At 62.5% G+C, this 25,380-nt stretch carries 24 protein-coding genes; 10 read left to right on the top strand and 14 right to left on the bottom strand.

All coding sequences use genetic code 11. The features are described from left to right. Positions 1 to 41: 41 nt before the first annotated feature. Genes iolD through iolC form a run of 4 tightly spaced genes read right to left on the bottom strand, consistent with a single transcriptional unit; the run spans position 42 to position 4,802 of the window. Positions 42 to 1,997, bottom strand: a complete 1,956-nt coding sequence (iolD, locus tag ACFQ6H_RS13230) for a 3D-(3,5/4)-trihydroxycyclohexane-1,2-dione acylhydrolase (decyclizing) (protein WP_378646495.1) — start codon at positions 1,995 to 1,997, stop codon at positions 42 to 44. A gap of 14 nt (positions 1,998 to 2,011) precedes the next feature. Further along, positions 2,012 to 2,884, bottom strand: coding sequence for a 5-deoxy-glucuronate isomerase (gene iolB, locus ACFQ6H_RS13235; RefSeq protein WP_378646497.1), 873 nt, complete (start codon positions 2,882 to 2,884; stop codon positions 2,012 to 2,014). Positions 2,885 to 2,905: 21 nt separating this feature from the next. Next, complete coding sequence (locus tag ACFQ6H_RS13240; RefSeq protein ID WP_021332504.1) at positions 2,906 to 3,805, bottom strand: hypothetical protein; 900 nt, start codon at positions 3,803 to 3,805, stop codon at positions 2,906 to 2,908. Then, on the bottom strand, positions 3,798 to 4,802 hold the full coding sequence (gene iolC, locus ACFQ6H_RS13245; protein WP_378646499.1) for a 5-dehydro-2-deoxygluconokinase: 1,005 nt from the start codon (positions 4,800 to 4,802) through the stop codon (positions 3,798 to 3,800). The genes ACFQ6H_RS13240 and iolC overlap by 8 nt, the downstream gene beginning before the upstream one ends. Positions 4,803 to 5,003: 201 nt before the next feature. On the opposite strand from iolC, the gene ACFQ6H_RS13250 reads away from it, so the two are divergent. The 4 genes from ACFQ6H_RS13250 to iri all read left to right on the top strand — a co-directional run bounded on the left by ACFQ6H_RS13250 (position 5,004) and on the right by iri (position 9,962). After that, on the top strand, positions 5,004 to 5,741 hold the full coding sequence (locus ACFQ6H_RS13250) for a GntR family transcriptional regulator (protein ID WP_283303395.1): 738 nt from the start codon (positions 5,004 to 5,006) through the stop codon (positions 5,739 to 5,741). A 107-nt stretch (positions 5,742 to 5,848) separates the two neighbouring features. Then, positions 5,849 to 6,997, top strand: a complete 1,149-nt coding sequence (locus ACFQ6H_RS13255; RefSeq protein ID WP_378646501.1) for a Gfo/Idh/MocA family protein — start codon at positions 5,849 to 5,851, stop codon at positions 6,995 to 6,997. Positions 6,998 to 7,027: 30 nt separating this feature from the next. After that, positions 7,028 to 8,413: an MFS transporter gene (locus ACFQ6H_RS13260; protein ID WP_378646503.1), complete on the top strand. Its 1,386-nt coding sequence runs from the start codon at positions 7,028 to 7,030 to the stop codon at positions 8,411 to 8,413. Positions 8,414 to 8,534: 121 nt separating this feature from the next. Further along, positions 8,535 to 9,962 (top strand): rifampin monooxygenase Iri, encoded by a 1,428-nt coding sequence (gene iri, locus ACFQ6H_RS13265; protein WP_378646505.1) that lies wholly within the window; start codon positions 8,535 to 8,537, stop codon positions 9,960 to 9,962. A 35-nt stretch (positions 9,963 to 9,997) separates the two neighbouring features. Here the strand turns inward: iri and def are convergent, their stop codons facing one another. From def to ACFQ6H_RS13285, 4 genes are all read right to left on the bottom strand, one after another. After that, entirely contained in the window at positions 9,998 to 10,573 is a 576-nt protein-coding gene (def, locus tag ACFQ6H_RS13270; RefSeq protein WP_378636339.1) for a peptide deformylase, read from the bottom strand. 133 nt (positions 10,574 to 10,706) lie between these two features. After that, positions 10,707 to 11,024: a hypothetical protein gene (locus ACFQ6H_RS13275; protein ID WP_378646507.1), complete on the bottom strand. Its 318-nt coding sequence runs from the start codon at positions 11,022 to 11,024 to the stop codon at positions 10,707 to 10,709. A gap of 61 nt (positions 11,025 to 11,085) precedes the next feature. Continuing rightward, the gene (locus ACFQ6H_RS13280; protein ID WP_378646509.1) at positions 11,086 to 12,270 is read right to left on the bottom strand and encodes a phytanoyl-CoA dioxygenase family protein; all 1,185 of its coding nucleotides are present in this window, start codon (positions 12,268 to 12,270) and stop codon (positions 11,086 to 11,088) included. A 69-nt stretch (positions 12,271 to 12,339) separates the two neighbouring features. Next, positions 12,340 to 13,362, bottom strand: coding sequence for a Gfo/Idh/MocA family oxidoreductase (locus tag ACFQ6H_RS13285; RefSeq protein ID WP_378646511.1), 1,023 nt, complete (start codon positions 13,360 to 13,362; stop codon positions 12,340 to 12,342). A gap of 80 nt (positions 13,363 to 13,442) precedes the next feature. Here ACFQ6H_RS13285 and ACFQ6H_RS13290 point away from each other — a divergent pair, with 80 nt between their 5' ends. After that, the gene (locus ACFQ6H_RS13290) at positions 13,443 to 14,483 is read left to right on the top strand and encodes a Gfo/Idh/MocA family protein (protein ID WP_378646513.1); all 1,041 of its coding nucleotides are present in this window, start codon (positions 13,443 to 13,445) and stop codon (positions 14,481 to 14,483) included. Here the strand turns inward: ACFQ6H_RS13290 and ACFQ6H_RS13295 are convergent. After that, positions 14,480 to 15,256 carry a TIM barrel protein gene (locus ACFQ6H_RS13295; RefSeq protein WP_378646515.1) on the bottom strand — a complete coding sequence of 259 codons (777 nt, stop codon included), beginning with the start codon at positions 15,254 to 15,256 and terminating at the stop codon, positions 14,480 to 14,482. The two genes, ACFQ6H_RS13290 and ACFQ6H_RS13295, sit on opposite strands and share 4 nt — an antisense overlap. Continuing rightward, positions 15,253 to 16,278, bottom strand: coding sequence for a Gfo/Idh/MocA family oxidoreductase (locus ACFQ6H_RS13300; protein WP_378646517.1), 1,026 nt, complete (start codon positions 16,276 to 16,278; stop codon positions 15,253 to 15,255). The genes ACFQ6H_RS13295 and ACFQ6H_RS13300 overlap by 4 nt, the downstream gene beginning before the upstream one ends. 116 nt (positions 16,279 to 16,394) lie before the next feature. On the opposite strand from ACFQ6H_RS13300, the gene ACFQ6H_RS13305 reads away from it, so the two are divergent. The 4 genes from ACFQ6H_RS13305 to ACFQ6H_RS13320 all read left to right on the top strand — a co-directional run bounded on the left by ACFQ6H_RS13305 (position 16,395) and on the right by ACFQ6H_RS13320 (position 20,496). Further along, complete coding sequence (locus ACFQ6H_RS13305; RefSeq protein WP_378646519.1) at positions 16,395 to 17,396, top strand: LacI family DNA-binding transcriptional regulator; 1,002 nt, start codon at positions 16,395 to 16,397, stop codon at positions 17,394 to 17,396. 160 nt (positions 17,397 to 17,556) lie between these two features. Further along, positions 17,557 to 18,558, top strand: coding sequence for a substrate-binding domain-containing protein (locus tag ACFQ6H_RS13310; protein ID WP_003941029.1), 1,002 nt, complete (start codon positions 17,557 to 17,559; stop codon positions 18,556 to 18,558). A 63-nt stretch (positions 18,559 to 18,621) separates the two neighbouring features. Beyond that, complete coding sequence (locus ACFQ6H_RS13315; RefSeq protein ID WP_069145865.1) at positions 18,622 to 19,680, top strand: ABC transporter permease; 1,059 nt, start codon at positions 18,622 to 18,624, stop codon at positions 19,678 to 19,680. 3 nt (positions 19,681 to 19,683) lie between these two features. Continuing rightward, positions 19,684 to 20,496 (top strand): ATP-binding cassette domain-containing protein, encoded by an 813-nt coding sequence (locus ACFQ6H_RS13320; protein ID WP_007727336.1) that lies wholly within the window; start codon positions 19,684 to 19,686, stop codon positions 20,494 to 20,496. Between the two features lie 58 nt (positions 20,497 to 20,554). Here ACFQ6H_RS13320 and ACFQ6H_RS13325 read toward each other — a convergent pair whose 3' ends face one another. The 4 genes from ACFQ6H_RS13325 to ACFQ6H_RS13340 are packed head-to-tail and all read right to left on the bottom strand — an operon-like array spanning position 20,555 to position 24,247. Continuing rightward, positions 20,555 to 21,556, bottom strand: coding sequence for a Gfo/Idh/MocA family protein (locus tag ACFQ6H_RS13325; RefSeq protein WP_378646522.1), 1,002 nt, complete (start codon positions 21,554 to 21,556; stop codon positions 20,555 to 20,557). Beyond that, complete coding sequence (locus tag ACFQ6H_RS13330) at positions 21,553 to 22,419, bottom strand: TIM barrel protein (protein WP_378646524.1); 867 nt, start codon at positions 22,417 to 22,419, stop codon at positions 21,553 to 21,555. The genes ACFQ6H_RS13325 and ACFQ6H_RS13330 overlap by 4 nt, the downstream gene beginning before the upstream one ends. Then, positions 22,416 to 23,456, bottom strand: a complete 1,041-nt coding sequence (locus ACFQ6H_RS13335; RefSeq protein WP_378545086.1) for a Gfo/Idh/MocA family oxidoreductase — start codon at positions 23,454 to 23,456, stop codon at positions 22,416 to 22,418. Before ACFQ6H_RS13335 ends, ACFQ6H_RS13330 begins: the two co-directional genes overlap by 4 nt. Continuing rightward, entirely contained in the window at positions 23,456 to 24,247 is a 792-nt protein-coding gene (locus tag ACFQ6H_RS13340) for an SDR family oxidoreductase (protein ID WP_378646526.1), read from the bottom strand. Before ACFQ6H_RS13340 ends, ACFQ6H_RS13335 begins: the two co-directional genes overlap by 1 nt. Before the next feature lie 75 nt (positions 24,248 to 24,322). Here ACFQ6H_RS13340 and ACFQ6H_RS13345 point away from each other — a divergent pair, with 75 nt between their 5' ends. After that, on the top strand, positions 24,323 to 25,345 hold the full coding sequence (locus ACFQ6H_RS13345; protein ID WP_378447834.1) for a LacI family DNA-binding transcriptional regulator: 1,023 nt from the start codon (positions 24,323 to 24,325) through the stop codon (positions 25,343 to 25,345). Positions 25,346 to 25,380 lie beyond the last annotated feature (35 nt).

Here is a 25,380-nt window from a genome sequence, read left to right on the forward strand (position 1 = left end):
TTTCGCGGGCAAGCTTTATGGGGTGTGGTTGTGCGGAATTTTCATTCGGATGGACGAAGATACGATCGCTGTATCTTCTTCCAGGACTCGTACGTTGTCCGTGCTTTCTTGGTGGACTCCAGTTCGGAGGTGGCCGATACCGGTACATCCCACCAGGATTCGCTGTCCGGGGCGCCGATCAGCGGATCGGTTTCGACGTGGATGACCGTACTGGTCTCGCTTGCTTTGGCAACCTTGATCGCGTCGGCGAACTCGGCAGCGGTGTTGGCGCGGATGACGTCGACACCGAGGCTGGCGGCGTTCGCGGCCAAATCGACCGGGAGAACCCCTCCGTCGAGACGTCCGTCATTCGAGCGGTAGCGGTACTGCGTGCCGAAGCGCTGGGAACCGAGCGATTCGGACAGCGAACCGATGGAGGCAAATCCGTGATTTTGCACCAAAATGACGATGACCTTGAGGCGTTCCTGCACGGCGGTGACCAATTCGGTGGCCATCATCAGATAGGAACCGTCGCCGACCATGACGAACACGTCGCGATCGGGACAAGCCATCCGGACGCCCAGACCACCGGCAACTTCGTATCCCATGCAGGAGTATCCGTATTCGACGTGATAGCCCTTCGAATCGCGAGTACGCCACAGCTTGTGGAGGTCACCGGGCATGGACCCGGCAGCGCACACCACGACGTCACGTGGATCGGACAGAGTGTTGACCAGACCGATCACCTGATTCTGATTCAGCGACCCGTCGGCTGCAGGCTCGGCCGGGTTGTAGACCGATTCGACGACAGCATCCCAATCGCGAGCGAGTTCACCGATCCTGGACGCGTACTCGTCGTCCACCCGGTAGTCGCTCAGCGCGAGCGCCAGGGCGTCGAGAGCCTCACGCGCATCGGCCACCACACTGACACCGCCCTGCTTCACGGAATCCAGTGAAGCGACGTTGATGTTGACGAAGCGAACGTCTGGATTGGTGAAGGCGGTGCGGGATGCGCTCGTGAAATCGCTGTACCGCGTACCGATTCCGATGACGACGTCCGCATCGGTGGCCAGAGCGTTTGCAGCGGTGGTGCCAGTGGACCCCACTGCTCCGACGGATTGTGGATGGTCGTATTCCAAGGAACCCTTGCCGGCCTGGCTCTGCCCCACGGGGATTCCGGTCTGCGCGCAGAACGCTGCCAGAGAGTCCGTGGCCTGGCTGTAGATGACGCCGCCGCCCGCGACGATCAGCGGCTTGCGAGCCGAACGGATGATCGCGGCGGCGCGTTCGATCACCGATCTCTCGGGGAGCGGACGGGCCACGTGCCAGACTCGTTCGGCGAAGAACGACTCTGGCCAGTCGAAAGCCTCGGCCTGTACGTCCTGCGGGATGGCGATGGTGACTGCGCCGGTCTCGACGGGGTCGGTGAGAACTCGCACGCCGGCCAGCAGAGCACTCGGCAACTGTTCCGGGCGCCATACCCGATCGAAGTATCGCGAGACCGGTTTGAAAGCGTCGTTGACTGTGACGTCACCGCTCGACGGGAGTTCGAGTTCCTGCAGGACCGGGGCACTGGCTCGGGTCGCGAAAGTGTCTGCGGGCAGAAGTAATACAGGTAGACGGTTGATGGTGGCCAGTGCCGCGCCGGTGATCATGTTGGTGGCGCCCGGGCCGACGCTGGACGAGACCGCCCACGTCTGCAGGCGGTCCTTCATGCGGGCGTGGGCGACTGCCGAGTGCACCATCGCCTGCTCGTTGCGTCCGAGCACGTAGGGGAGCGTCGGCTCACGGCCGGCGTCGAGATCCTGGATCTCGGCCTGCAAGAGTGCCTGCCCCAATCCGGCGACGTTCCCGTGCCCGAAGATTCCGAAGCAGCCGGCAAACAGCTTGGTGCGCTGGCCGTCGCGTTCGGTGTACTGGTTGGCGAGGAAGCGGACGACAGCTTGAGAAACGGTGAGGTGAACGGTCGGCTCGTCGCGAGGTAGACGATTGCCGGTTGCGTTGTTGGTGGGTGCCACAGCTTTCACTTCCGTCAGTTGTGGGACTGCAACGGCAGTCGAGGGTCGATGTCCTGGTGATCCCAGCTTCCGCGCAGCCAGGTGTGTTGCGGATCGTCACAGATGTTCCACGCCCGGATCTCGCCCGAACCTGCCATGACGTTGAGGTAGTACATGTGGTGCCCCGGCGCTGCGATGGACGGGCCGTGATAGCCGTGCGGTACGAGGACGACGTCGCCTGAGCGGACTTCCTCGAGCACCTCGATAGGTCTCTCGGCGGTTCCGTACACGCGGTGGTAGCCGAATCCTTCGGTGCCGGTCGGGCTTCGGTCGATCTCGAAGTAATAGATCTCTTCCAAGGCAGATTCGACGTCGCTGTTCTCGTCGTGTTTGTGGCTGGGATACGACGACCAGTTCCCGCCGGGGGTGATGACCTCACACGCGATGATGGAGTCGGCCTCGAAGGTGTCTGCGGTGGCGAAGTTGTGAACCTGTCGGCTGCAGTTCCCGGCACCGCGGAGCTCGACCGCAACTCCTGATGCGGGACCGTAGCGATGGGGGAGCTTGGCGCCGGCGCGGGCTCCGCACAGAGCGAAGCGGCCCCCGTCAGCGCTGCTGACCGAGTAGTCGGCGTCGCGTCCTACGTACGCGAAATCGCTTGGACCGTCGAAAACCGATGCGCGGCCAGTCAGGGGAATCTCCATCCCCTCGGCAACAACCACAGCCGAACCCGCCAGTGGAACGACGATGATCTCGTTCTCGCCGGACTGCAGGTGGACGTTCGCACCGGGGGCGAGTTGGAGTGTCCACAAGCTGGATTCGGTCCACCCGGCGGACTCCGGCGTGACCACTGTCGTGAAATCACCGTCGGCGGACGATCCGGCGGGGACGTAGTACTTGCTGAACATCTTGCTCCTGCCAGGTCGGTTCTAGTGGACGAGTTTGACGGCGGTGTCGACGGCCGCGGTCACGTCACCGTCGGGTGGGTAGAGCAGCGCGCGCCCGACTATCAATCCGCGCACGGACGGCAACTGAAGGGCAGCATCCCACTTTGCGTACGTTTCTTCCGGCGCGATCTGCGGGTCGCCGCCCAACAGGAGCGTCGGGAGAGTCGTCGCATCCATGACCCGTTCCATCTCGTCGACGACTGGCAACTTCATCCACGTATACGCCGAGGTGGAGCCGAGGCCCTGGGAGATATGGATGGACTTGATGACGGCGTCGGGGCTGAGATCGTTGACCACCTTGCCGTTTACGCGACTGGAGAGGAACGGCTCGAGCATCGCGATCAGCCCGGCCGCGGCGAGTTCGTCCACGGCTTCGGCACATGCCGTCATGGTGGGCAGAGTGCCCGCGTCGTCGAGTGCGATGCGCAGCAGCATCTTTCCGCCGTTCATGCCGAACTTTGCGGTGCCGGCCGCGGTGTAACCCGTCATGCGGTCGTCGAGTTCGAAGCTTGCGCCTGCCAGGCCGCCGCGGTTCATCGACGAGAAGACGACCTTGTCGTCGAGGGCGCCGAGGAGGAGCAGATCGTCGAGAATGTCCGCAGTACCGAGAACGCCGTCGACTCCAGGATTGTCGAGAGCAGTGCGCAAGCGATCCAGCAGATCGGTACGACTGTTCATCGCTGTCGGCTTGCCGCCGACAGACAGCGCCCCACGCGCCGGATGATCGGCAGCGACGATCATGAGCCGGCCGTTGCCTCGAACAGTGGCGCGAGGAGTTCGTGCAGCCCAAGCCTTTTCGATGATCTGCGGATCGCTCGCACGCAGTTCCGTCACTTCGGCGTAGGTGGTGGCGAGGGGGCGGGCGGCGAGCTTGTCAGACATTGACTGCCTCCGTGGCTGTGGCTTCGGCGAGATCGTGGACTTCTTCGGCGGTCGGCATCGCAGTGGAGCATTCGAGTCGAGATGCGACTATCGCGCCGGCCGCGTTGGCGTAGCGCAGTACCTTCTCCAGCGGCCACCCGGCCAACAGTCCGTGGCACAGTGATCCGCCGAAGCTGTCGCCTGCTCCCAGCCCGTTGACCACGTCGACGGTGTTGGGCGGCACGGTGATCGACTGCTTTCGCGTTTTGCCGAGTACACCCTTCGGGCCCTGCTTCACGATGGCCAGTTCGACTCCGAGGTCGAGAAGCGCGTCCGCAGCCTTGTTCGGGTTGGTCTCACCGACAGCGATTTCGCACTCTTCACGGTTCCCCACGGCTACCGTCACGTGTGCGAGGGCGCGCTGTACCTGCGTGGTCGCGTCCTGCCGCGTCGACCAGAACATCGGGCGGTAGTCCAGGTCCAGAACGGTGAGCGGGCGCCGTTCGCGGGCTTCCCAAGCGGAGAAGTGTGCGCTGCGGCTCGGTTCTTCGGACAGCCCCGTCACAGTCGACCAGTACAGCGAGGCTGTTCGAACGGCGTCGAGGTCGATGTCTTGCGGGGTGATCCGAAGATCAGGTGCATGCGGCTTGCGATAGAAGTACAGAGGAAAGTCGTCCGGGGGGAAGATCTCGCAGAACGTCACCGGTGTCGGATACTCCGAATTGGTGACGACAAACCTGTTGTCGACACCGAGACGTGCCAATTCGCGTGTGACGAACTTCCCGAAGGGGTCGTTGCCGACGCCGGAGATCAATGCTGCTCGCCGACCGAGGCGCGCGGCCGCCACCGAGACATTGGCTGCGCTGCCGCCGAGGAACTTGCCGAACGTCTCGACGTCCTCGAGTCCGACACCGGTCTGAAGTGGGTAGATGTCCACACCTGATCGGCCGATGGCAAGCACGTCGAAGGGTGCGTCAGGGATGTGTGACCCGCTCTGGTGAGTGTTGATGCTTGTCAAAACTGACTCCCGAGAGTTCGTGGTGGGTTGCCCACGTGGGGCACCGATGTATGACTGAAACTGTGCGCCGCGACACAGCGATTGTCAATAGTTTGTCTGGACATTATGACTTGCGGTCAAGTGAATGTTAGTGTTCGCATACACTGCCGAGAGAAGTAGCGTCGATACGGCGCCTTCCCAAGTCGGAGATCGGAGTTGACCGTGGTCGCAGCACTCGCCGTCGAGTTGGACCGCTCGAGCCCGGTGCCGCTGTATTTTCAGCTGGCCCAGGCAATCGAGGGCGCTATTCTCGGTGGCGACCTTGCCCCAGGCGATCGCTTCGAGAACGAACTTGCGTTGGCCAAACGGCTCAATCTCTCGCGTCCGACCACACGGCGCGCGATCCAGGAATTGGTGGACAAGGGCTTACTTGTTCGCAAGCGGGGTGTCGGAACTCAGGTGGTGCAGAGTCCGGTGCACCGTCCTGTCGAGCTCACCAGCCTGTTCGACGACCTGGCGAGGGCAGGCCAGGCTCCGACGACCAAACTCCTCGAGTTCACGGTGGGAGTCCCCGGCGAGGACGTTGCCGCGGAACTCAACCTCGAACCTGACGCCGAAGTTGCCACCATCAGGCGTCTGCGGAGCACCAACGGCGAACCACTGGCAGTGATGACCAATTACATTCCGGTGGACATCGCACCCGATCCCGAGGAGTTGGAGACGCAGGGGCTCTACCAGACCTTGCGAACTCGCGGCGTGCACATCCGTGTGGCGCGGCAGCGAATCGGCGCTCGGGCGGCGACTCGCGAAGAAGCAGGATTGCTCGACGAGAAAGTGGGTGCTGCCCTCTTGACCATGAGCCGCACTGCATTTGACGATTCAGGTAGTGCCGTCGAGTACGGCAGCCACTGCTACCGAGCGTCGCGTTACTACTTCGACACCACTGTGGTCGACCGCTAGATCTCGATCCCGGTGACACGAGTACCCGCCTGACTGAGTCAGTGGGGGGTGATTCGTGAACCCAGAATTTCTGCGATCCTTCGATCATTTGACCCGAACGGAGCCTCATGACAGGCATTTCTGTAGCAGTTGCCGGATTCGGATGGATGGGCCGCGTACACACGCAGGCGTATCTGCGTTTGCGGCAGCACTATCCCCAGCTTCCCGTGATCCGCCTCGCTGCCGTCGCCGACGAAGTGCCGGGCCGAGGGGAGGAAGCAGCGGACCAATTCGGTTTCGACGCTTTCACCCAGGACTGGCGCGATATCGCAGCCGATCCGGCGATCGACGCAGTGAGCATCACGACCCCGAACTTCTTGCACCGTGAAATCGGCGTCGCAATGGCAGAGGCCGGCAAACACATCTGGATCGAGAAGCCCGTCGGGTTGTCCACGGAAGACGCGAAAGCTGTTGCAGCAGCTGTCTCGAAGGCCGGTGTGCAGTCGAGCGTCGGCTTCAATTATCGAAATGCGCCGGCCGTGGCTCTGGCAAAAAGCCTGATCGAGTCGGGGGAGCTAGGCACGATCACTCATTCGCGTTTTCGCTTCCTCAGCGACTACGCGGCGCACCCCGAAGGCGCTTTGAGCTGGCGGTACGAGCGTGAGCGCGGCGGCGCCGGCGTCCTGGGTGACTTGGCTTCGCACGGTATCGATCTCATCCGTCATCTCCTCGGCGACGTCCACGCCCTCGTTGCGGATACTGCCATCTTCATCCCGGAGCGGGCGCGTCCGTCCGCCGCAACCAGTGGACATGCCCGCGCCAGCGGCGGAGAGATGGGGGCTGTCGAGAACGAGGACTTCGTCAGCGCACTGCTGCGGCTCGGTTCGGGTGGCCGCTGCACCCTCGAAGCTTGCCGCGTCGCCGTGGGAGAGCAGAACAATTACGGATTCGAGATTCACGGCACGAAGGGCGCCGTGTTCTGGGACTACCGCCGGATGGGTGAACTGGGCACCAGCCTCGGCTCGAAGTACCAGGACCAATCCGTCACGACGGTTTTGGTCGGCCCAGAGTCGGGTGAGTTCGGCCGCTTCCAGCCCGGCGCGGCCAACGCGATGGGCTACGACGACCTGAAAGTGATCGAGGCTCGCAATTTCATCTCCTCGATCGTGGACGGAGCGCCGCAGGGCGCGACCATCGCTGATGCAGTCGCGTCGGCGCAGGCTCTGGACGCGATGGTCGCCTCGGTGTCCTCCGGCGGTTGGATCACTCTCGGCTGATCGACAGCGTCTCCGAAAGGCTCTGGTGCAGTGACATTTCCCCGCGGGCTGGCGCTGCTCGTGGCAGCAGCGCTGTTCATGGAGATACTCGACGCGACGATTCTCACAACGGCGCTGCCGTCGATCGCCGAATCCTTCGGAGTCGCTGCCGTCGACGTCAATGTCGCCGTTTCTTCGTATCTCTTGGTGTTGGCAGTCTTGATTCCGGCGAGCGGATGGATGGCCGACAGATTCGGAACGCGGCGTGTCTTCATCCTCGCCATAGCCGTTTTCACTGTGGCATCGGTGGGATGTGCACTCAGTACGTCCCTCCCGATGCTGGTGGGAATGCGCGCATTACAAGGGGTAGGCGGCGCCATGATGGTACCGGTGGGGCGGCTCGCAGTATTGCGGGTGACGTCGAAGGCGGAACTGGTACGGGCAATCGCCTACCTGACGTGGCCGGCGCTCACAGCGCCGGTTCTCGCGCCCGCTCTGGGTGGAGCCATCGTGTCGATCGCGTCGTGGCGCTGGATATTCCTGATCAACGTCCCGATCGGGATCGTCGGGTTTCTCCTTGCATTGCGCATGGTGCCTGAAATTCGGGCAGCGCAGAAACGAAGCCTCGACTGGCTGGGCCTGGTGGCGATCGGAGCGGGCGTCGCCGTGCTCGTTGTGGCACTCGACAGCGTGCACAGTTCCGGGACCGATTGGATTCGAGTGGGCCTCGGGATCGTTGTGTCTCTGATCTTGTTGACCTTGGCCGTCATTCACCTCCTCCGGTCGGATCACCCGCTCATTGCGCTCGGGGTCCTGCGGCTCCGATCCTTTCGGATTGTCGCGTCGAGCGGCTCGCTGTACCGGCTCGTGATCATGGGTGTGCCGTTTGTGCTGCCGCTGTTGTTCCAAGTGGGATTCGGAATGTCGGCGTTCAAGGCCGGTCTGCTGGTGATGGCTCTGTTCGCGGGGAATATCGCCATCAAACCGCTCACCACGCCGCTCATGCGCAGGTTCGGGATCAGGCGAGTTCTGGTGGGAAACGGCGTTCTGTCGGTGGTGTGCTTCGGTGCGCTGGCGCTGATTTCGTCGTCGACACCGGACGGAGTTGTCGTTGTCGCGCTGTTCGTCAGTGGCGCGCTGCGATCAGTCGGGTTCACCGCGTACAACAGCTTGGCGTTCGCCGAGGTCGACTCGGGGGAGCTGACCGATGCCAATACCTTGCACGCAACCCTGCAGGAGCTGGCGGCCGGTCTGGGTATTGCGCTGTCCGCGTTGGTGATCACGCTCTGCACGCCGCTGGCGGAGTCCGGCGATCTTGGCGGAGGAGCGCCGTTTTCGCTGACACTGGGTGTTCTCGGGCTCATGCTGGTGCCGACGGTGATCGAGAGTTGGCGGCTCCCGCACGGTACAGGCGCTGCGGTGTTGGCGCGCCGATGAAGAGGGGCCTCCCGCCACTTTCATCATAACGCGGGACCTGGGGCTTGCGGCAAGGCCCGGGTGATGGTGCAGACTCGGCTGCTGCGAGCAAGCAAATGCCTTGCCCGGAGGAGGGGTTTGCATGAGTGACGTCATCATCGTCGGTGCCGGACCAACCGGATTGATGCTGGCAGGCGAGCTCCGGCTACATGGCGTCGACGTCGTTGTCATTGACAAGGACGAGGAGCCGACCCGGTTCGTCCGTGCCCTCGGCATTCACGTCCGCAGCATCGAAATCATGGAACAGCGCGGGTTGCTGGACAAGTTCCTCGCGCACGGACGCAAGTACCCGCTCGGCGGATTCTTCGCGGGGATCAGCAAGCCGGCACCCGCTCACCTCGATACTGCGCACGGATACGTACTGGGCATACCTCAGCCCGAGATCGACAGGATTCTTGCCGAACACGCCACCGACGTCGGCGCGGACATTCAGCGAGGGAAGCGCGTCGTCGCAATCCGTCAAGACAGTGACAACGTCACAGCGGAATTGTCGGACGGCACAACACTTCATGCGCGTTACCTCGTAGGCTGCGACGGTGGGCGTAGCACCGTTCGGAAGCTGATCGACGTCGGGTTTCCCGGCGAGCCGTCGAGCGCCGACACGCTGATCGGCGAAATGGACGTGACCATGCCGGCTGATGAAATGGCCGCCGTTGTCGCCGAAATCCGGGAAACGCACAAACGATTCGGAGTCGGTCCCGCCGGCAATGGTGCTTTTCGCGTCGTGGTACCAGCGGCCGAAGTTGCCGACGGTCGCGCGGTTCCGACCACCCTCGACGACATCAAGCAGCAGCTACTGGCCATCGCCGGTACCGACTTCGGTGTGCACTCGCCGCGGTGGCTCTCGCGCTTCGGCGACGCCACCCGATTGGCGGAGCACTACCGCCGTGACCGGGTTTTCCTCGCCGGCGATGCCGCTCACATCCACCCACCGATGGGCGGGCAAGGCCTCAATCTCGGTGTCCAAGACGCCTTCAACCTGGGCTGGAAGCTCGCCGCAGAGATCAACGGCTGGGCACCGGAGAGCCTGCTCGACACTTACGAATCGGAACGGCGTCCGGTGGCTGCCGACGTTCTCGATAACACGCGCGCGCAGGCGGAGCTGATCTCCACCGCGGCCGGTCCACAAGCCGTGCGACGCTTGATCTCCGAGCTGATGGACTTCGAAGACGTCAAGCGTTATCTGACCGAGAAGATCACTGCGATCTCGATTCGCTACGACTTCGGCGAAGGCGACGACCTACTCGGTCGGCGGCTGCGGAACATCGCGTTGACGCGCGGCAACCTCTATGACCTGATGCGATCCGGCCGCGGACTTCTTCTCGACCAGGGTAGCCAACTGGCGGTAGATGGTTGGAGCGATCGAGTCGACCACGTGGTCGATACCAGCACCGAATTGGACGCACCGGCTGTCCTGCTTCGGCCGGACGGTCACGTGGCATGGGTCGGGGATACGCAGGCGGAGTTGGATACTCAGCTGTCCAAGTGGTTCGGCCGGCCAACGGCGTAGGGCTATCTGGTTCCACCTCTAAGCCGACTGGTCGCTTAACACGCCGGCCAATGGGCTGTGTATTGATCCGATACTTCGTCGTGGTCGCGATAGAGCTGTTTGCGTTTGCGCGTTGGAAGTCGGTCGCCGAAGACAATGCCGTTGATGTGGTCAGTTTCGTGTTGGAAGCAGCGCCCGAGGGTGCCACCTGCAGTGATTTCGATCGGGTTGCCGTATTGATCGTTTCCGCGACAGGTGGAGAAGTCGGGTCGTGCGAGGTCTGTGTAGGCACCGGGTAGGGACAGACAGCCTTCGCAGTAGTCGACCAGCTGCCGGTCGACTCCTTCAGGAAGGTCAACGACCGGGTTGCAGACGACGCCGGTGCGTTGCGTCCCTACCTCGTCAGTGCAGTCGTAGATGAACACCGCGAGGTCGACGCCGATCTGTTGAGCTGCGAGTCCTGCGCCGTGTGCGGCGGTGTTGGTAGCGAACATGTCTGCCAGCAGATCTTGGAGATCGCTGCCGAATTCAGTCACTGGCCGAGCTGGCGCATGAAGGACAGGGGTGCCCCAGCGAATGATCGGTTGCGCGGTACCTAGGCGGAGAAGTTCGGAGACAGGCATGAGGTTCATGTTCCGCTCTGCTCCTGCCCAACGCAACGAGAGTGTTTGCGTTCGGCCGCTATGCACCTCACTGCCGTGCAGCGCCGGTTTACTCTCCCGCGTCGCGCGGACCGCTGTCTGAACATTGGATCTGGTGCAACTTTCAGTCAGTGTGCTTGGCTGTCCCTTCGCCTCCGCGCTGTCGAGCCCTACCGGGATTGATGTGGAGCCGAACACCCTCGTAGGCGACTGTGTACGGCACACCGTCGTCGTTGTCCGGGTCGCCGGAGTCCGCAGGATCCGGAAGTTCCGCGTTCTGTTCGATGACAGTCTGTGCTCGCGCCGCACCGGGATCGAACATCTCCTGAAACGGCCCGACGAACGACCCCCCAAGCCCGCGGCGCCTTGCCCGAACAGCCGCCCACCCGAACACCGCCAACGGGCCGATCATGGCGAACAGCACTAACAAGTCCCACCCCATGCCACGAGCGTACCGACTGACCGGCATTGGGCGGTCCAAGTCTCGTCAGCGCTGTCGTCCCTCAGGCCATTCGTCTCTCGGACTGTGCCTTCAGCAACTCGGCCAGATGGTCAGGCGAGATCCGCTCGCGAACCGCCTCCATCACTAGTTCGGCCTGCGTCTGAGGCGCGAGGCCGTCGATCGGTTGGTCTCGGTCCAGATTGGTCGGGAAGGCGTAGCCCTCAGCGGAAGCGGCGACGGCACAGCGAACGGACTCGTCGGAACCTGCTTCGCTGAGGGCGAGCAGTGCCGGATAGATCGCGTTGACGAGCGCCTCCCGGTCAATGGTTCCGAGGGCGCGACCGAAGGCTGACGACACCTGAAGAAGATTTGCCATGCGCAGGACGTTGGCGGATTTGTTGTGGCCGGCGGCGTGGAACAGTGCAGGGTTGAAGAAGACGGCATCTCCCTTCTCCAAAGGTAATTGGACGTAATTGGCCTCGAAGAACTCCTTGAACTCGGGACGCTCGAACGCGAGGTATCCGGATTCGAATTGTTGGGAGTACGGCAGATATTTTGTCGGGCCCGTCTCGACCGGCATGTCCACATGGGCGACTGCACCTTGCAAGGTGAGGGCGGGGGTCAAGCGATGAACGTGCGCCCGGAACTTCGCAGCGACGTCGCTCGACATGAAACCGAGGTGGTAGTCGCGATGTGGATTCTGTGCGGCGCCACCGGGATTGACGACGTTGACGTCCGACGTCACCTGATACATGGGGCCGAGCCAGGCTTCCGAAGCTAAAGCGACAATGCTGTTTGCGTAGTAGTCGACGTAAGCCTTGGGATCTTCGAGCGCCAACTTCAGTTGTGCTCCCCAGATCCGGTCATTTGCTCCGGGTTTGGCGAAGTGATCCCCGGAGGTCACGCCGGATTCGTGTTGGCGCGCAATGAGTTCACGAAAGACTGCACTGGCGCGATCCAATACCTCCGCGTCGAATGCGCCTTGGAAGACCGTGATGCCGGGCCCGGTGAGTAACGCACGGGCGATCTCGTCCTGAATCTCCGCGCGGATTTCAGGATTCGACGATTGCTCGACCAATGCCTTCGAGTCGTACAAGAGAACCCCGTCGGCCACAGAATCGGCGTACGGGTAATCGGCGAGGTCTGTCTCGTGTGCGACCAAAGCGGCGAAGTCTTCGATGTTGCAGTTTTGCCGGTGCAACCTACCCGCGGACGGCACGGTGTGGTCGGTCAGTGCTGGAGTCATTCGGGGACCTTTCCTGCAGTGTTCAAGATGCGCTGTGACTCAAACACTGCCAAGGAAAAGCCATCGAAACTACCCCTGAAATCCATCAAAAAGACCTCGAGAAACGTCCCCTATGGATTCGACCGAGACAGTTTCTCCTTCGGAGTGCATCGACTTGATCACTGCCGCAGCCACGAGGTTTGCCTGCAGTCCGTCGGCTGCTGTGGCCAACGTCGACGGTCTACCGGTGCTCAACGCGTCGATCCACTCGTGAAGTTGGCGCCGATACGACTCGGCAAAACGCGGAATCCAATCCGCCGCATAGCCGTACGAGTGTGAGCGGTCCGTGTCGGTGTGAATGACCACGGGTTCGGCGAGGCGAGCCGAGCCGATTTCGCCGACGACCTCGCACCGAGTGTCGTAGCCGTACCGCGCGTTCAGAAAGATCTCGACCGTGGTGAGAACGCCGTCGGCGGTGCGAAGCATGATCACTTGCGGATCCTGGCGATCGGTCACGAGTGAGCTGGAGCGCCCGCAGTGCCAACTGGCCGCAACGACGGGGGAGTTCAGGATCCACGGCACGATGTCGAGTTCGTGAATCGCGGAGTTGGTCACCGTGGATTCCGAACGGCCGCCTGGGTAGGTGCTGACTGTTCGACTCGAGCAGTGCACGATCAGTGGGTCTCCGATACGGCCGGAATGTGTTTCGGCCTTCAGCGCTACGTATCCCGGATCGAACCGACGCATGAAGCCGACGCTCACCAGAGGGCTTTCGGGGTTCTCGGCTGCAACAACGCGTCGGCAATCCTGCGCTGTCACTGCAAGAGGCTTCTCGCACAGAACCGGTTTTCCGGCTTCGATCGCAGCAAGGGAGAGGTCGGCATGCGTCGAATCGTGGGAAGCGATGACTACGGCATCCACGTCGGCGTCGTTGATCAGTTCCAAGGGATCGGTCACCCACCGTGCTCCGACTGCCGACGCAACCGACACTGCCCGGTCCTGATCGAGGTCTGCGACCACTGAGACCGTTGCCCCGGAGACCGTGAAATGCAGATTGTGGACGTGGTCGGCGCCCATGACGCCGGTTCCGATCACACCGACACGAATCGACATGAGGTTCCTACTTCCAGAGAGTTTAATTGGACAACATAATGTCCTTACATATTTCGCGATTCGACTCTACAGTTCGAGGCATGACTTCTTCCACAGTTCTGGAACTTCCTCGGACCAGGGTTGCCGATCCGATCGACGCCCCGACTTTGCGCTGGGGGATTCTCGGTCCCGGCTGGATTGCACAACGCTTCGTGGAATCCCTGCAGGCCAATACAGCTCAGGAGGTGACGGCAGTTGCTTCGCACGGACTGGCCCGAGCGCAGGCCTTCGCGGACCAGTGGGGGATCCGACGCGCTCACGGCAGTTACGAAGCTTTGCTTGCCTCCGAGGAGGTGGACGTCGTCTATGTCGCAACCCCGCACACTGCTCATTTCGATTGCGCGATGGCGGCATTGGATCACGGAAAGCATGTTGTGATCGAGAAACCACTTGCCTTGAACGGCGGACAGGGACGTGCCATTCAAGAGAGGGGAGCAGCGCTCGGATTGTTCTGCATGGAGGCGATGTGGACGTCCTTCCTGCCCAAGTTCGATGTGATCGACCAGACCATCGAGGCTGGACTTCTGGGAACCATACGTACGGTTCTGGCAGATCACGGTGAACGGTTCGAGACCGATCACCGTATTTACGATCCGGCGCTCGCGGGCGGGCCGCTTCTCGACCTCGGGACCTACCCGGTCAGTCTTGCGCATCGCGTACTAGGTGTTCCGAGTTCGGTTTTCGCTCTCGGCCAACCGGCCAACCACCAAGTGAACGGCCAGATTTCCGCGGTGCTCTCGTGGTCCGGTGTAGCTCAGGCCAGTCTGAGCACCACCATCCTCGCTGACACACCCAACACCGCGTCGATCTGCGGTGACAAGGGGATGATCGTTCTGGACTCGACGTTCTACCGCCCCGGGTCCTTTACGGTCCGGCTCGGAGACGGAAGATCTGCGCGCTACGACGACCCGGTCGACGGATACGTCGGAGGTCTCGCGTTCGAGGCGGCCGAGGCGGCGCGTCGGATCACCGCCGGGGATGTCGAGTCGCCGGTCCATCCGCTCGACGCGGCCATTGCGACGCTCGACATCCTCGACGAGATCCGCCGTCAGGTAGGGATCACGTTCCCGGGGGAGGCCTAGAGCGTGAAGGCTTTCCGGAAGGCAGCGAGCGCGACATCACTGTCTCCCGACGCCCAACCCTCCAAACCGATTGTGCCGGTGTATCCCTGGTCAGCGAGCACGCGTGCGATGGCGGGGTAGTTGATCTCGCCGGTTCCGGGTTCGCATCGACCGGGTACGTCGGCCACCTGAATCTCGCCGATGTTGTCACCACAACGCCGCACGAGTTCGATGAGGTTTCCTTCGCCGATCTGTGCGTGGTAGAGATCGAGCATCATCTTGAGGTTCGGGTGTGAGACGGATTCCACCAGTGCCAGAGTGTCTTTGGCACGGGCCATCGGAACTCCGGGGTGATCGACAATCGTATTGAGATTCTCGAGGCAGAAGACAACTCCGGCGTCTTCGCCGAGGCGCGCGATCTTCTCGAGTGCGCGGCCGGCGGTCAGCCACATCGCCCCGGTAGTTCGATACTGCGGGCGAGCAGCCTGCCCGTCTCTCAGCTCACCGGTGTGGAAGTTCAGCCGGGGAACGCCGAGTTTCGCTGCCGGAGCGAGGCACAGCTGCGCCGTGCGTACCAGTTCGGCGCTGCCCGCCTCGTCGAACAAATCGCCGTGCAGGTAGCCGGTCATCGAGGAGAACCGAGCTCCGGTGGCGACAAGAGCGTCGAGGTCCTTGTCCTGCCAACTCCAGATCTCTGCAGCAAATCCCGCATCCGAGATCCGCCGAACACGCTCGACGAAGGGGAGTTCGGTGAACGTCATTTCGGCGGAGACCGCCAAGTCGAACGGGCTCATCGCGGCACCGACAGTAGCGACACCGGCAGCCCGGTTTCCACGGATTCTTTTGCAGCCAAGGCAATTTCCAGCGCGTTGCGGGCATCGAGACCGTCAACTGACGGCGCAGTACCGGAGCGGACGCAATCGGCGAAGTGTGCCAGCTGAGCGACATAGGCGTCATGGAAGAGTTCGATGTTCACCCGGGGTGTGTCGGCCAGAACACCCTGCGAGCTGTAATGACGCATCGCGGTCCGAGTGACCTCTCCTGCACTCACCATTCCTCCGGAACCGAAGACTTCACCGCGCACGTCATAGCCGTAGGTGGCCTGGAAGTTGGCCTCGGCCGACGCGAGGGCGCCGTTGTCGAAGCGCAACTGAACCATCGACGTATCGAGGTACCCCTGCTCCTTGTACTGCGGATGGATGAGAGCATCGGCCTGCGCGAACACCTCGACGACGCGTGCCCCCGGGTTGAGCCAGAGCAGAGCGTCGAAGTCGTGAATCAGCGTCTCGTTGAAGATGGTCCACGGCTTGACCCGAGCAGCGACGTCGGCGGTGATGCCCGGATCGCGGGTCAGGGAACGCAGTAGCTGTGGGGTCCCGATCCCGCCGGTGGTGATCACGTCGTGGGCTGCCGCGAAATCAGCGGCGAAGCGCCGATTGAAACCGACCTGCAGCGCAACATTGTTCGCAGCGCACGCGCCGATTGCGCGATCGGCGTCTTCGAGCGTCAAGGCCATCGGCTTTTCACAGAAGACATGTTTGCCGGCCTCCGCTGCTGCCACCACGAGATCGGTGTGAGTTGATGCGGGCGTACTGATGAGCACCGCTTCGACGTTCGGATCGGCGATCAGTTCGAGTGCATCGGTATACGGGCGAGCGTCGGGACTGACACGCTCGATCAATGACGCCGCAGCGCCGGGCGCGGGGTCGGCGACGGCGACCAGACGGGTGCCGGGGATGCGCAGCGCGACGGACTCGCCGTGGAAACGGCCGATCCATCCGGCGCCGATGAGACCGACTGCAACAGAGGCGGACATGGGGGGCTCCGTTCGGAGTGAGAATGAGGAACTAGATCGTTCTAGTGGTGCCAGTAAAGCGCCGGTTGCGGCGCGCGTCAACGTTTGCGTGCGTATTTGCTGGAACGATCTAGTCTGTGGAGGTGAACAGTCGACGCCCCACCTTGCAGGATGTTGCCGATCTGGCCGGAGTGTCACGCGCACTGGTGTCCATCGTCATTCGTGATGTCCCGGGTGCCAGCGATGCGACGCGTGTACGAGTCAAGGCGGCCGCGGACCAACTCGGCTATCGACCCGACAACGCTGCGCGACTGCTGCGTCAACATCGCAGCCGCTTGATCGGTGTCAGTTACGTTGCGGCGCAGACATTTCACGCGGAGCTGCTCGACGAGATCTACGACGCAGCCGAACGCTTGCGCTACGACGTCGTCCTCAGTGCCGTCTCGGATCGCAGGCCTGGCTCGCGCGCCGTGCGTACCCTTCTCGATGACCGATGCGAGGCGATCTTGCTGTTGGGTTCGCAGGCGCCGGAATCGGAGATCGTCGACCTGGCGGCCAAGGTTCCCGTCGTCGTGCTCGCGCGGAAGATGCCCTCAGCGCATGTGGACGTTGTCCGCACGGACGACGAGGCGGGCGCCATGATGGCCGTGAATCATCTCGTTGAACTCGGGCACCGCTCGATCGTCCACGTCGACGGCGGACGCGGTCCGGGTGCCCAGGAGAGGCGTCAGGGCTACCGGAAGGCCATGCGGGCGGCCGGCCTGGAATCGCGGATCCTTCCCGGCGGCCTCACGGAGGAGTTCGGCGCAGACGCCGCGCGGTCGATGGTCGAAGAAGGGCTTCCCAGTGCGGTCTTCGCTTTCAACGATCGTTGCGCGCTCGGAGTCCTGGACGTCTTTTTGCGTTCCGGGGTCTCGGTGCCCGGCGACGTCTCCGTGATCGGATTCGACAACAGTGCATTGGCAGGTTTGACGCACATCGATCTGACCAGTGTCGGGCAGGACACGGCGTTTCTGGGCGGCGCCGCGGTGGAGCGGATCTCCGAACGCCTCGACGGCGGAAGTGGACTCTTGGGCAAGGACATAGTCGCGCAGCCACAACTAGTAGTTCGAGGTTCAACTGGACCTGCAGCGCGTTGACCTGGCGTTTCCGCGGGATCCGGTTTGTTCCGTCTTTGATAAGCAGTCCTAATGTCAGAACAAACTATTGACATTCGACTGTGACGGGTATTACATCTTTCTCATACAACCGAGCACCATCCGTTCGCGGGCCGTTGGTTGATGTCGAGAGGGAGTTCACATGTCGTTTCTCACGGGGCGCAAGAGCGTTGCCGTACTGGCCGGAGCCTCAGTCGTGGTCTTGGGTCTGGCCGCCTGTTCAAGCACCGGCGGTAAGCCGGATTCTTCCGGATCCGGAATGGGCGCGGGTACGGCGGACACGCCCCGCGCCACCATTGCGATGATCACCCACGAAGTTCCCGGTGACACGTTCTGGGATCTGGTGCGCAAGGGCGCCGAAACCGCAGCGGCGAAGGACAACATCGAACTTCGGTACTCCGCCGATCCCGAGGCACCGAATCAGGCAAACCTGGTTCAGAGCGCGATCGACAGCAAGGTCGACGGGATTGCAGTCACCCTCGCGAAGCCTGACGCCATGGTTGCCGCGGTCCAAAGTGCCACCGCCGCGGGCATTCCGGTGGTCGCCCTCAACTCGGGCCTCGAAACCTGGAAGGACATGGGCGTCAAGGAGTACTTCGGTCAGGACGAGTCGATTGCCGGTGAAGCTGCGGGCGAGCGACTCAACACCGAAGGAGCGACCAAGGTGTTGTGCGTCATTCAGGAGCAGGGCAACGTGAGCCTCGAATCACGGTGTGCCGGTGTGAAGAAGTCGTTCAAGGGAGCGACGGAGATTCTCAACGTCAACGGCAAGGACATGCCGTCGGTGGAGTCGACCATCACCGCGAAGCTTCAGCAGGACCCGGCCATCGATCGAGTCCTCGCTCTCGGTGCGCCGTTTGCATTGACGTCCGTGACGTCGGTCGGCAACGCAGGCAGCAAGGCGAAGGTGGTCACCTTCGACACCAACGCGGCTCTCGTCGACGCCATCAAATCCGGTGACGTGCAGTGGGCAGTGGACCAGCAACCCTTCCTGCAGGGCTACCTCGCCATCGATTCGCTGTGGCTCTACCTCAACAACGGCAACGTGATCGGCGGCGGCCTGCCGACGCTGACCGGACCCGCGTTCATCGACAACACCAACATCGACTCGGTCGCCGAGTACGCCAAGAACGGAACTCGCTGATCCGGGCGCACGGAGGGCTGAGAATCCGCCCACCGTGCGCCTGTCCAGCACGGAAGGGAAATCATGTCCACTCAGGCAGATCTCGACCTTGCCGCCCACAAAGTCGTGACCGATGAACGGGTGAAGGAGCAGAAGCGCATTCAGCGTCTGCTGCTCCGCCCCGAGATGGGTTCACTTGTCGGCGCCATCGCTATTTTCATCTTCTTCTGTATCGTCGCGGCGCCGTTCCGTACGCCGGAAGCGCTTGCGACAGTGCTCTACTCCAGCTCCACGATCGGCATCATGGCTTGCGCGGTCGCCCTGCTCATGATCGGCGGCGAGTTCGACCTCTCCGCCGGCGTCGCGGTCACCACGTCCTCGCTGGCAGCGTCCATGATCGCCTACAACCTGCACCTCAATCTGTGGGTGGGCGCGATTCTGGCGCTGGTCGTTTCGCTCGCGGTCGGATTCTTCAACGGTTACCTCGTCATGAAGACGAAGATCCCCAGCTTCCTCATCACCTTGAGTTCGTTCCTGATGTTGACCGGCATCAACCTGGCCGTCACCAAGCTCGTGAGTGGTCAAGTGGCCACACCCAGCGTCTCCGACATGGCCGGATTCGATTCCGCCAAAAAGGTATTCGCGTCGTCCTTCTCGGTCTTCGGCGTGTCCGTCAAGATCACCGTCGTGTGGTGGCTGCTGTTCACCGCGATTGCCACGTTCATCTTGTTCAAGACCAAGATCGGCAACTGGATCTTCGCGGTCGGTGGTAATCAGGACAGCGCACGCGCGATCGGTGTGCCGGTGACGGCAGTCAAGATCGGTCTGTTCATGACCGTCGGCTTTGCTGCCTGGTTCGTGGGCATGCATCTGCTGTTCTCGTTCAACACTGTTCAGTCCGGTCAGGGAGTCGGTAACGAGTTCCTGTACATCATCGCCGCAGTCATCGGCGGTTGCTTGCTCACCGGTGGTTACGGAACCGCGATCGGCGCTGCGATCGGCGCATTCATCTTCGGTATGACTAACCAGGGCATCGTCTACGCAGGCTGGAACCCGGACTGGTTCAAGTTCTTCCTCGGCGCCATGCTGCTCTTCGCGGTCATCGCCAACAACGCATTCCGCAACTACGCTGCGAAAAGGTGACACATGAGTACCACAGCTGAAGTTCCCGCTCTCTCGAACTCGGGCGGCAACGTGCCACTGATCGAGCTCAAGGACGTCGGTAAGCAATACGGAAACATCATCGCGCTCAAGGGAATCAACCTCCGCGTCGGCGCGGGTGAGGTGACCGGCGTGCTCGGTGACAATGGCGCAGGCAAGTCCACACTGATCAAGATCATCGCCGGCCTGCACCAGCAGAGCGAAGGTGAACTGCTCGTCGACGGCGAACCGACGACGTTCCATTCTCCGAAAGAAGCCCTCGGCAAAGGCATCGCGACGGTCTACCAGGACCTCGCCGTTGTTGCGCTGATGCCGGTGTGGCGCAACTTCTTCCTCGGGCAGGAACTTCGCAAGGGCGGACTCATCAAGTCGCTCGACGCCAACGCCATGCGCGCGACGACGCTCTCGGAACTGTCGAAGATGGGCATCGAACTGCCCGACGTCGACGCACCGATCGGCAGCCTCTCCGGCGGTCAGCGTCAGTGTGTAGCCATCGCCCGCGCCATCTTCTTCGGCGCGCGCGTGCTGATTCTCGACGAGCCGACAGCAGCGCTCGGCGTCAAGCAGTCGGGAATGGTGTTGCGCTACATCACCGCTGCCAAGGAACAGGGTTTCGGCGTCATCTTCATCACGCACAACCCGCACCACGCGTACATGGTCGGCGATCACTTCGTTCTCCTCAACCGAGGACGTCAGAAGCTCGACGCCAAGTACGACGACATCTCGCTCGAAGAACTGACGAAGGAGATGGCAGGCGGTGACGAGCTCGAGACACTGACCCACGAGCTTCGCCGCTAGATCAGAACGTCACGACTACTGCCTCGGTTCGAATCGAACCGAGGCAGTAGTCGTTTCGTCAGAGGGTGGTAGTCGGCCGAACCCCGAGGCCGGAATGCGTGTACGCCGCGTCGATCATCGTCATGTTGGCGAGCGCGTCGGCCGGGCCGATGGGAAGTGTCGAGTCCCCGGCCAGATGATCGGCCAGGGCCTCGAGTTGGTAGGTGTACGACGACGTGGTGCCCAGATGCTCGACGATCGTGTGCCCACCGGCCGTGACGGAGACGCGGTCGTCGACGTCCGGCTGCAGGAAGTTGTGCACCAGGACGTCCCCTTCCGTGCCGAAGACTCGGAAGGTGAAGTGATAACGCTCGTCCAACATCGTGGTCACCACGGATGCCGTGGCGCCGCTGGGATATTCGAGTTCGATGTCGAACCACGAATCAACGCCCGGAACGTATTCCTCGTGACGGGTCGCGGTCACTACCGGCGCCCCACCGCACACATCACTCAGCATCCGGGAAGCGTGTAATCCGTAGCAGCCCAGGTCCATCAGCGACCCTCCCGCCAACGCGAGTTCCCACCGCGGATCGTTCTCGGCGGGGGTCGGCATCCGCAGGACCGTTTCCACTCGAGTGAGTTCGCCGACGGCGCCGTTCCGAACCAGATCCAGCAGGCGCCGGTTCACCGGATGAAAGAGGTAGTGGAAACCCTCGAGCAGCGTCACTCCGCTGACGCGTGCTGCCTCGACTACCGCCTGTGCTTCCGCCGCGTTGCTCGAAAACGGTTTCTCCGTCAGCACGTGCTTGTCGGCCTGAATGGCGGCGAGATTCCACGGGCCGTGCAGGCTGTTGGGCAGCGCGTTGTAGACGACGTCCACCTCCGGATCCGAAATCAGCTCCGCGTACGAACCGACCACCCGTTCGATCCCATGCTGTGCCGCATAGGCTCTGGCACGCTCGGGGTTGCGTGCGGCAACGGCCACCAGGCGGTGCCCGGTGGCCGTTGCGGGTTTGATCATTGCGTTCTCGGCGATTCGTGAGGCTCCCAGAATGCCTATTCGCAACGGGGTAGGTGTCACAGAACCGACCGTAGGTACTCGACGCTGGCTCGCACGTCGCGTACCGGCCCCTCGTCCGATGGCGCCTCGGTCAGAATTGTGTCCTGCTCGAGGACGTACCACCCGTCGAAACCGTGTCGCTGCAAGATGGCCGTGACACCGGCGATGTCGACGTCGCCGCCACCGAGCGGACGGTACATTCCCGCCTTGACGCCGTCGGTGTAGGTAAGCTCGCCACTACGAACGCGTGATGCGAGGGCATCGTCGACGTCCTTGAGATGTACGTGGGTAATGCGCTCGGGAGCTTGACGCGCCAGGTCGACCGGATCGGTGCCGCCGATCAACAGGTGGCCGGTGTCGAGACACAGTGGGATGGCCGAGCCGTCGAGCACGCGCAGGACCTCGTCGCGCTGCTCGATCATCGTTCCGACGTGAGGGTGGACGACTGCTCGAATGCCGCGCTCGGCCGCGGCGTCGGTGAGCCGATCGAGATTGTGCAGCAGGGTTTTCCAACTCTGCTCGTCCAATTCCGGACGTGAATCGTAGCCGTCGGAACCCGTCGCGGCAGCGAGAACCAAAACCTCGGCACCCGAGGCGACAAAACCGTCGAGGATGGGGGAGATGCCCGGCACCGGATCATGATCGTGATCGTGCAGTAGTACCGGTGCGAACCCGCCGACTGCGCTCAGATCGTGATGCGCGAGCACCTTGGCCATCTCGGCGGGTGCTGTCGGCAGAAAGCCCTCCGGACCGATTTCCGTTGCCGCCAGACCGACTTCGCGCATTTCACGGAGAACCTGCGCGGGGTCGAGTTGGTAGCCCCAACCCGGGACTTCACACACACCCCAGGAGATCGGTGCGCCGGCGATGCGGGGAGTGCTCATGTGTGTGCCTCATTCTTGTTGTGAAGGAACAGATCTTTGACTTCGGTGATCGCCACGGGCCTACCCTGGTGCAGCGAGTACGTTGCAGCTTCGGAAATCCAGGCCGACTCGACTGCATCCGCGGGAGTACAGGGTGATTCCCTACGCCCGGCGACAACGCCGAGGAATGCTTCGAGTTCGGCACGGTAGGCGGAAGTGAAACGGTCCATGAAAAACGTGTACGGCTCCTTCGAGGGAAACGAGATTCCGGGGTCGAGCGAGCGGAGTGGCAAACGGTCGTCGAGTCCCGCAGCGACGGAGTCTCTCGAGCCGAGGACTTCGAGCCGGCAGTCGTGGCCACGGCCGTTGTAGCGAGTGTTCGACACGACCGCGATGGTCCCGCCTTCGAACGTGAGAACCGTTGCAGCGGTGTCGACGTCACCGGCATCAGCGATCGCGCGATCACCCTGATTCGAGCCGGTGGCAAAGACCGTGGTGACTTCGCGGCCACTGACCCACCTGACGATGTCGAAATCGTGGATCGAGCAGTCGCGGAAGATGCCGCCGGAGTGTTCGATGTACGAGATCGGTGGGGGAGCAGGATCGAGGGTGGTCGATCGGAGAGTGTGGATCCAACCGAGCTGTCCGGATCGAACTGCGTCGTATGCCGCCACAAATGACGGATCGAAGCGGCGCTGAAATCCGATCTGGACCGGTACCGAGGTCTGCTCGACAGCCTCGAGTACACGAACGGAAGATTCGATGGAGTCGGCGACCGGCTTTTCGCAGAACGTCGGGATACCCCGGCGGACAGCGGCTTCGATCAAGTCGGCGTGCGAACTCGACGACGCGGCGATCAGAACGCCGTCGACTCCCGAGGCGAGAAGAGACTCTGGGTCGGCGGCGGACTCCACGTCGAGTTCGGTTGCCACGTCGGAGGTGCGAGATGCGTCGGCATCGGTGACCACCAGCGAGTCGACGCCGTCCATCGTGAGCAGGTTTCGGGCGTGGAAGCTGCCGATTCTTCCGAGCCCGATGACTCCGATGCGAGCGCCCATCAGTCCAACCCTCCGAAGACGTTCTGGTCCCAGTCGACGATCGAACCCGTCACGACTCCGCTGCGATCGGAGAGCAGGAAGACGACGAAGTCGGCGATTTCGTCGACCTGTCCGAGCTTGCCCATGGGGAGGGTGCTGCCTGCACGTTCCTGCCAATCGTCACCGGCGTCGTGAAAAGCTCTCTGCGTGAGGTCTTCTCCCTCGGTCTGTGTCCACCCGATGTCGAGACCGTTGATCCGGATACGATCCCAGCGATGCGCATGGGCGGCGTTGCGGGTCAGACCCGCCAGCCCGGCCTTCGCTGCCACGTACGGCGCGAGATACGGCTGCCCGCCAAGTTCGGACGTGGAGATGATGTTGACGATGGACCCGGGGACCGCACGCTCGCGCATGTCTTTGACTGCTGCCTGCATCGTGAAGAACGGACCGCGAAGGTTCACCGCGATGTGCTGGTCGAAGAGTTCTTCGGTGGTGTCGAGCAGCGTGCCGCGCGAGGTGAGCCCGGCAGAATTGACGAGGGCATCCACGCGGCCGAAATGCGAGATCGTCTCAGCCACGCTGGCGAGCGCGGAATCCGTCTGTGCCACATCGGCTTCGATGAAATGGGTTCCCGGAAGTTCTGCCTCGAGGGCCTTTCCGACGTCAGGGCGTCGGCCGGTGAAAGCCACCTGAGCGCCCTCACGGACAGCGGCACGTACGACGCCGGCGCCGACGCCTTGCGAGCCACCACTGACCAGTACGACAGTGTCGGCTAGGAGTGCGGGCCTGATTACGCCCGGCGGAGAAGTCATGGGTTTAGTCTGGCTGTGACGAAGACCTCGAGCAACAGCGAAAAACCATCAAATATCCATCATTGTGAGGTAGTTGTGGCGCATCGATTCAAAGTGCGGGAGATCGCCCAGCAGTCGGGCCTGAGTGAGGCCACCGTCGACCGGGTGCTCAACGACCGTCCCGGAGTTCGCGACGGCACACGATCGGAGGTTCGCCAGGCGATCACGGACCTGGAACGTCAACGCTCGCAACTGAAACTGGTCGGTCGAACATTCATCGTCGACGTCGTGTTGCAAACTCCCGCACGGTTTTCCGACGCCGTCCGCGACGCGCTCGAGGCCGAACTGCCGACCCTTGCGCCCGCTGTGGTGCGGTCCCGGTTCCACTTTCGTGAGACCGGTTCGGTAGAAGCGATGACCTCGACGCTCGACAAGATTCGCCGACGCGGGTCCCACGGTGTCATCGTCAAGGCTCCCGACACTCCGGAAGTCGTGGCGGCGATCGATCGGCTCGTGGCGGCAAAGATTCCGGTCGTCACGTTGGTGACCGACGTTGCCGGCAGCAGGCGAGCCGCTTACATCGGAATCGACAACCGAGCCGCCGGAGCCACCGCCGCGTATTTGATCGATCAGTGGCTGGGGGATCGGGACGGCAACGTGCTGGTCAGCATGAGCAGCGGATTCTTTCGCGGCGAGGAAGAACGGGAGATGGGATTTCGCTCCGCCATGCGCGTTTCGGCTCCGCATCGACGTTTGATCGACATTCCGAACAGTGACGGTTTGGACCAGACGAGTAGGAAACTGGTGCGGGCAGCGCTCGAATCCGATCCGCAGATCCGTGCTGTGTATTCGATCGGTGGCGGCAACCTGGCCACGGTCGATGCGTTCGAAGAACTGAATCGAGAGTGCTCCGTCTTCGTCGCCCACGATCTCGACGGAGACAATCGAAAGTTGCTGGGGGAGAGGCGAATATCGGCGGTGCTACACCACGATCTGCGGGCGGATCTTCGCACTGCCGCTCAGGTGGTCATGAAAGAGCACGGCGCCATGGGCGCCCACTTCGGTTTTACGACGTCACCGGTTCAGGTCGTGACTCCGCTCAACATGCCCCCGACATAGCTGTGCGCGGTTAGGGAGTCCGGAGACTCCCTAAC

The sequence above is a fragment of the Rhodococcus sp. NPDC056506 genome (assembly GCF_042794945.1).
Taxonomy (GTDB): Bacteria; Actinomycetota; Actinomycetes; order Mycobacteriales; family Mycobacteriaceae; genus Rhodococcus_F.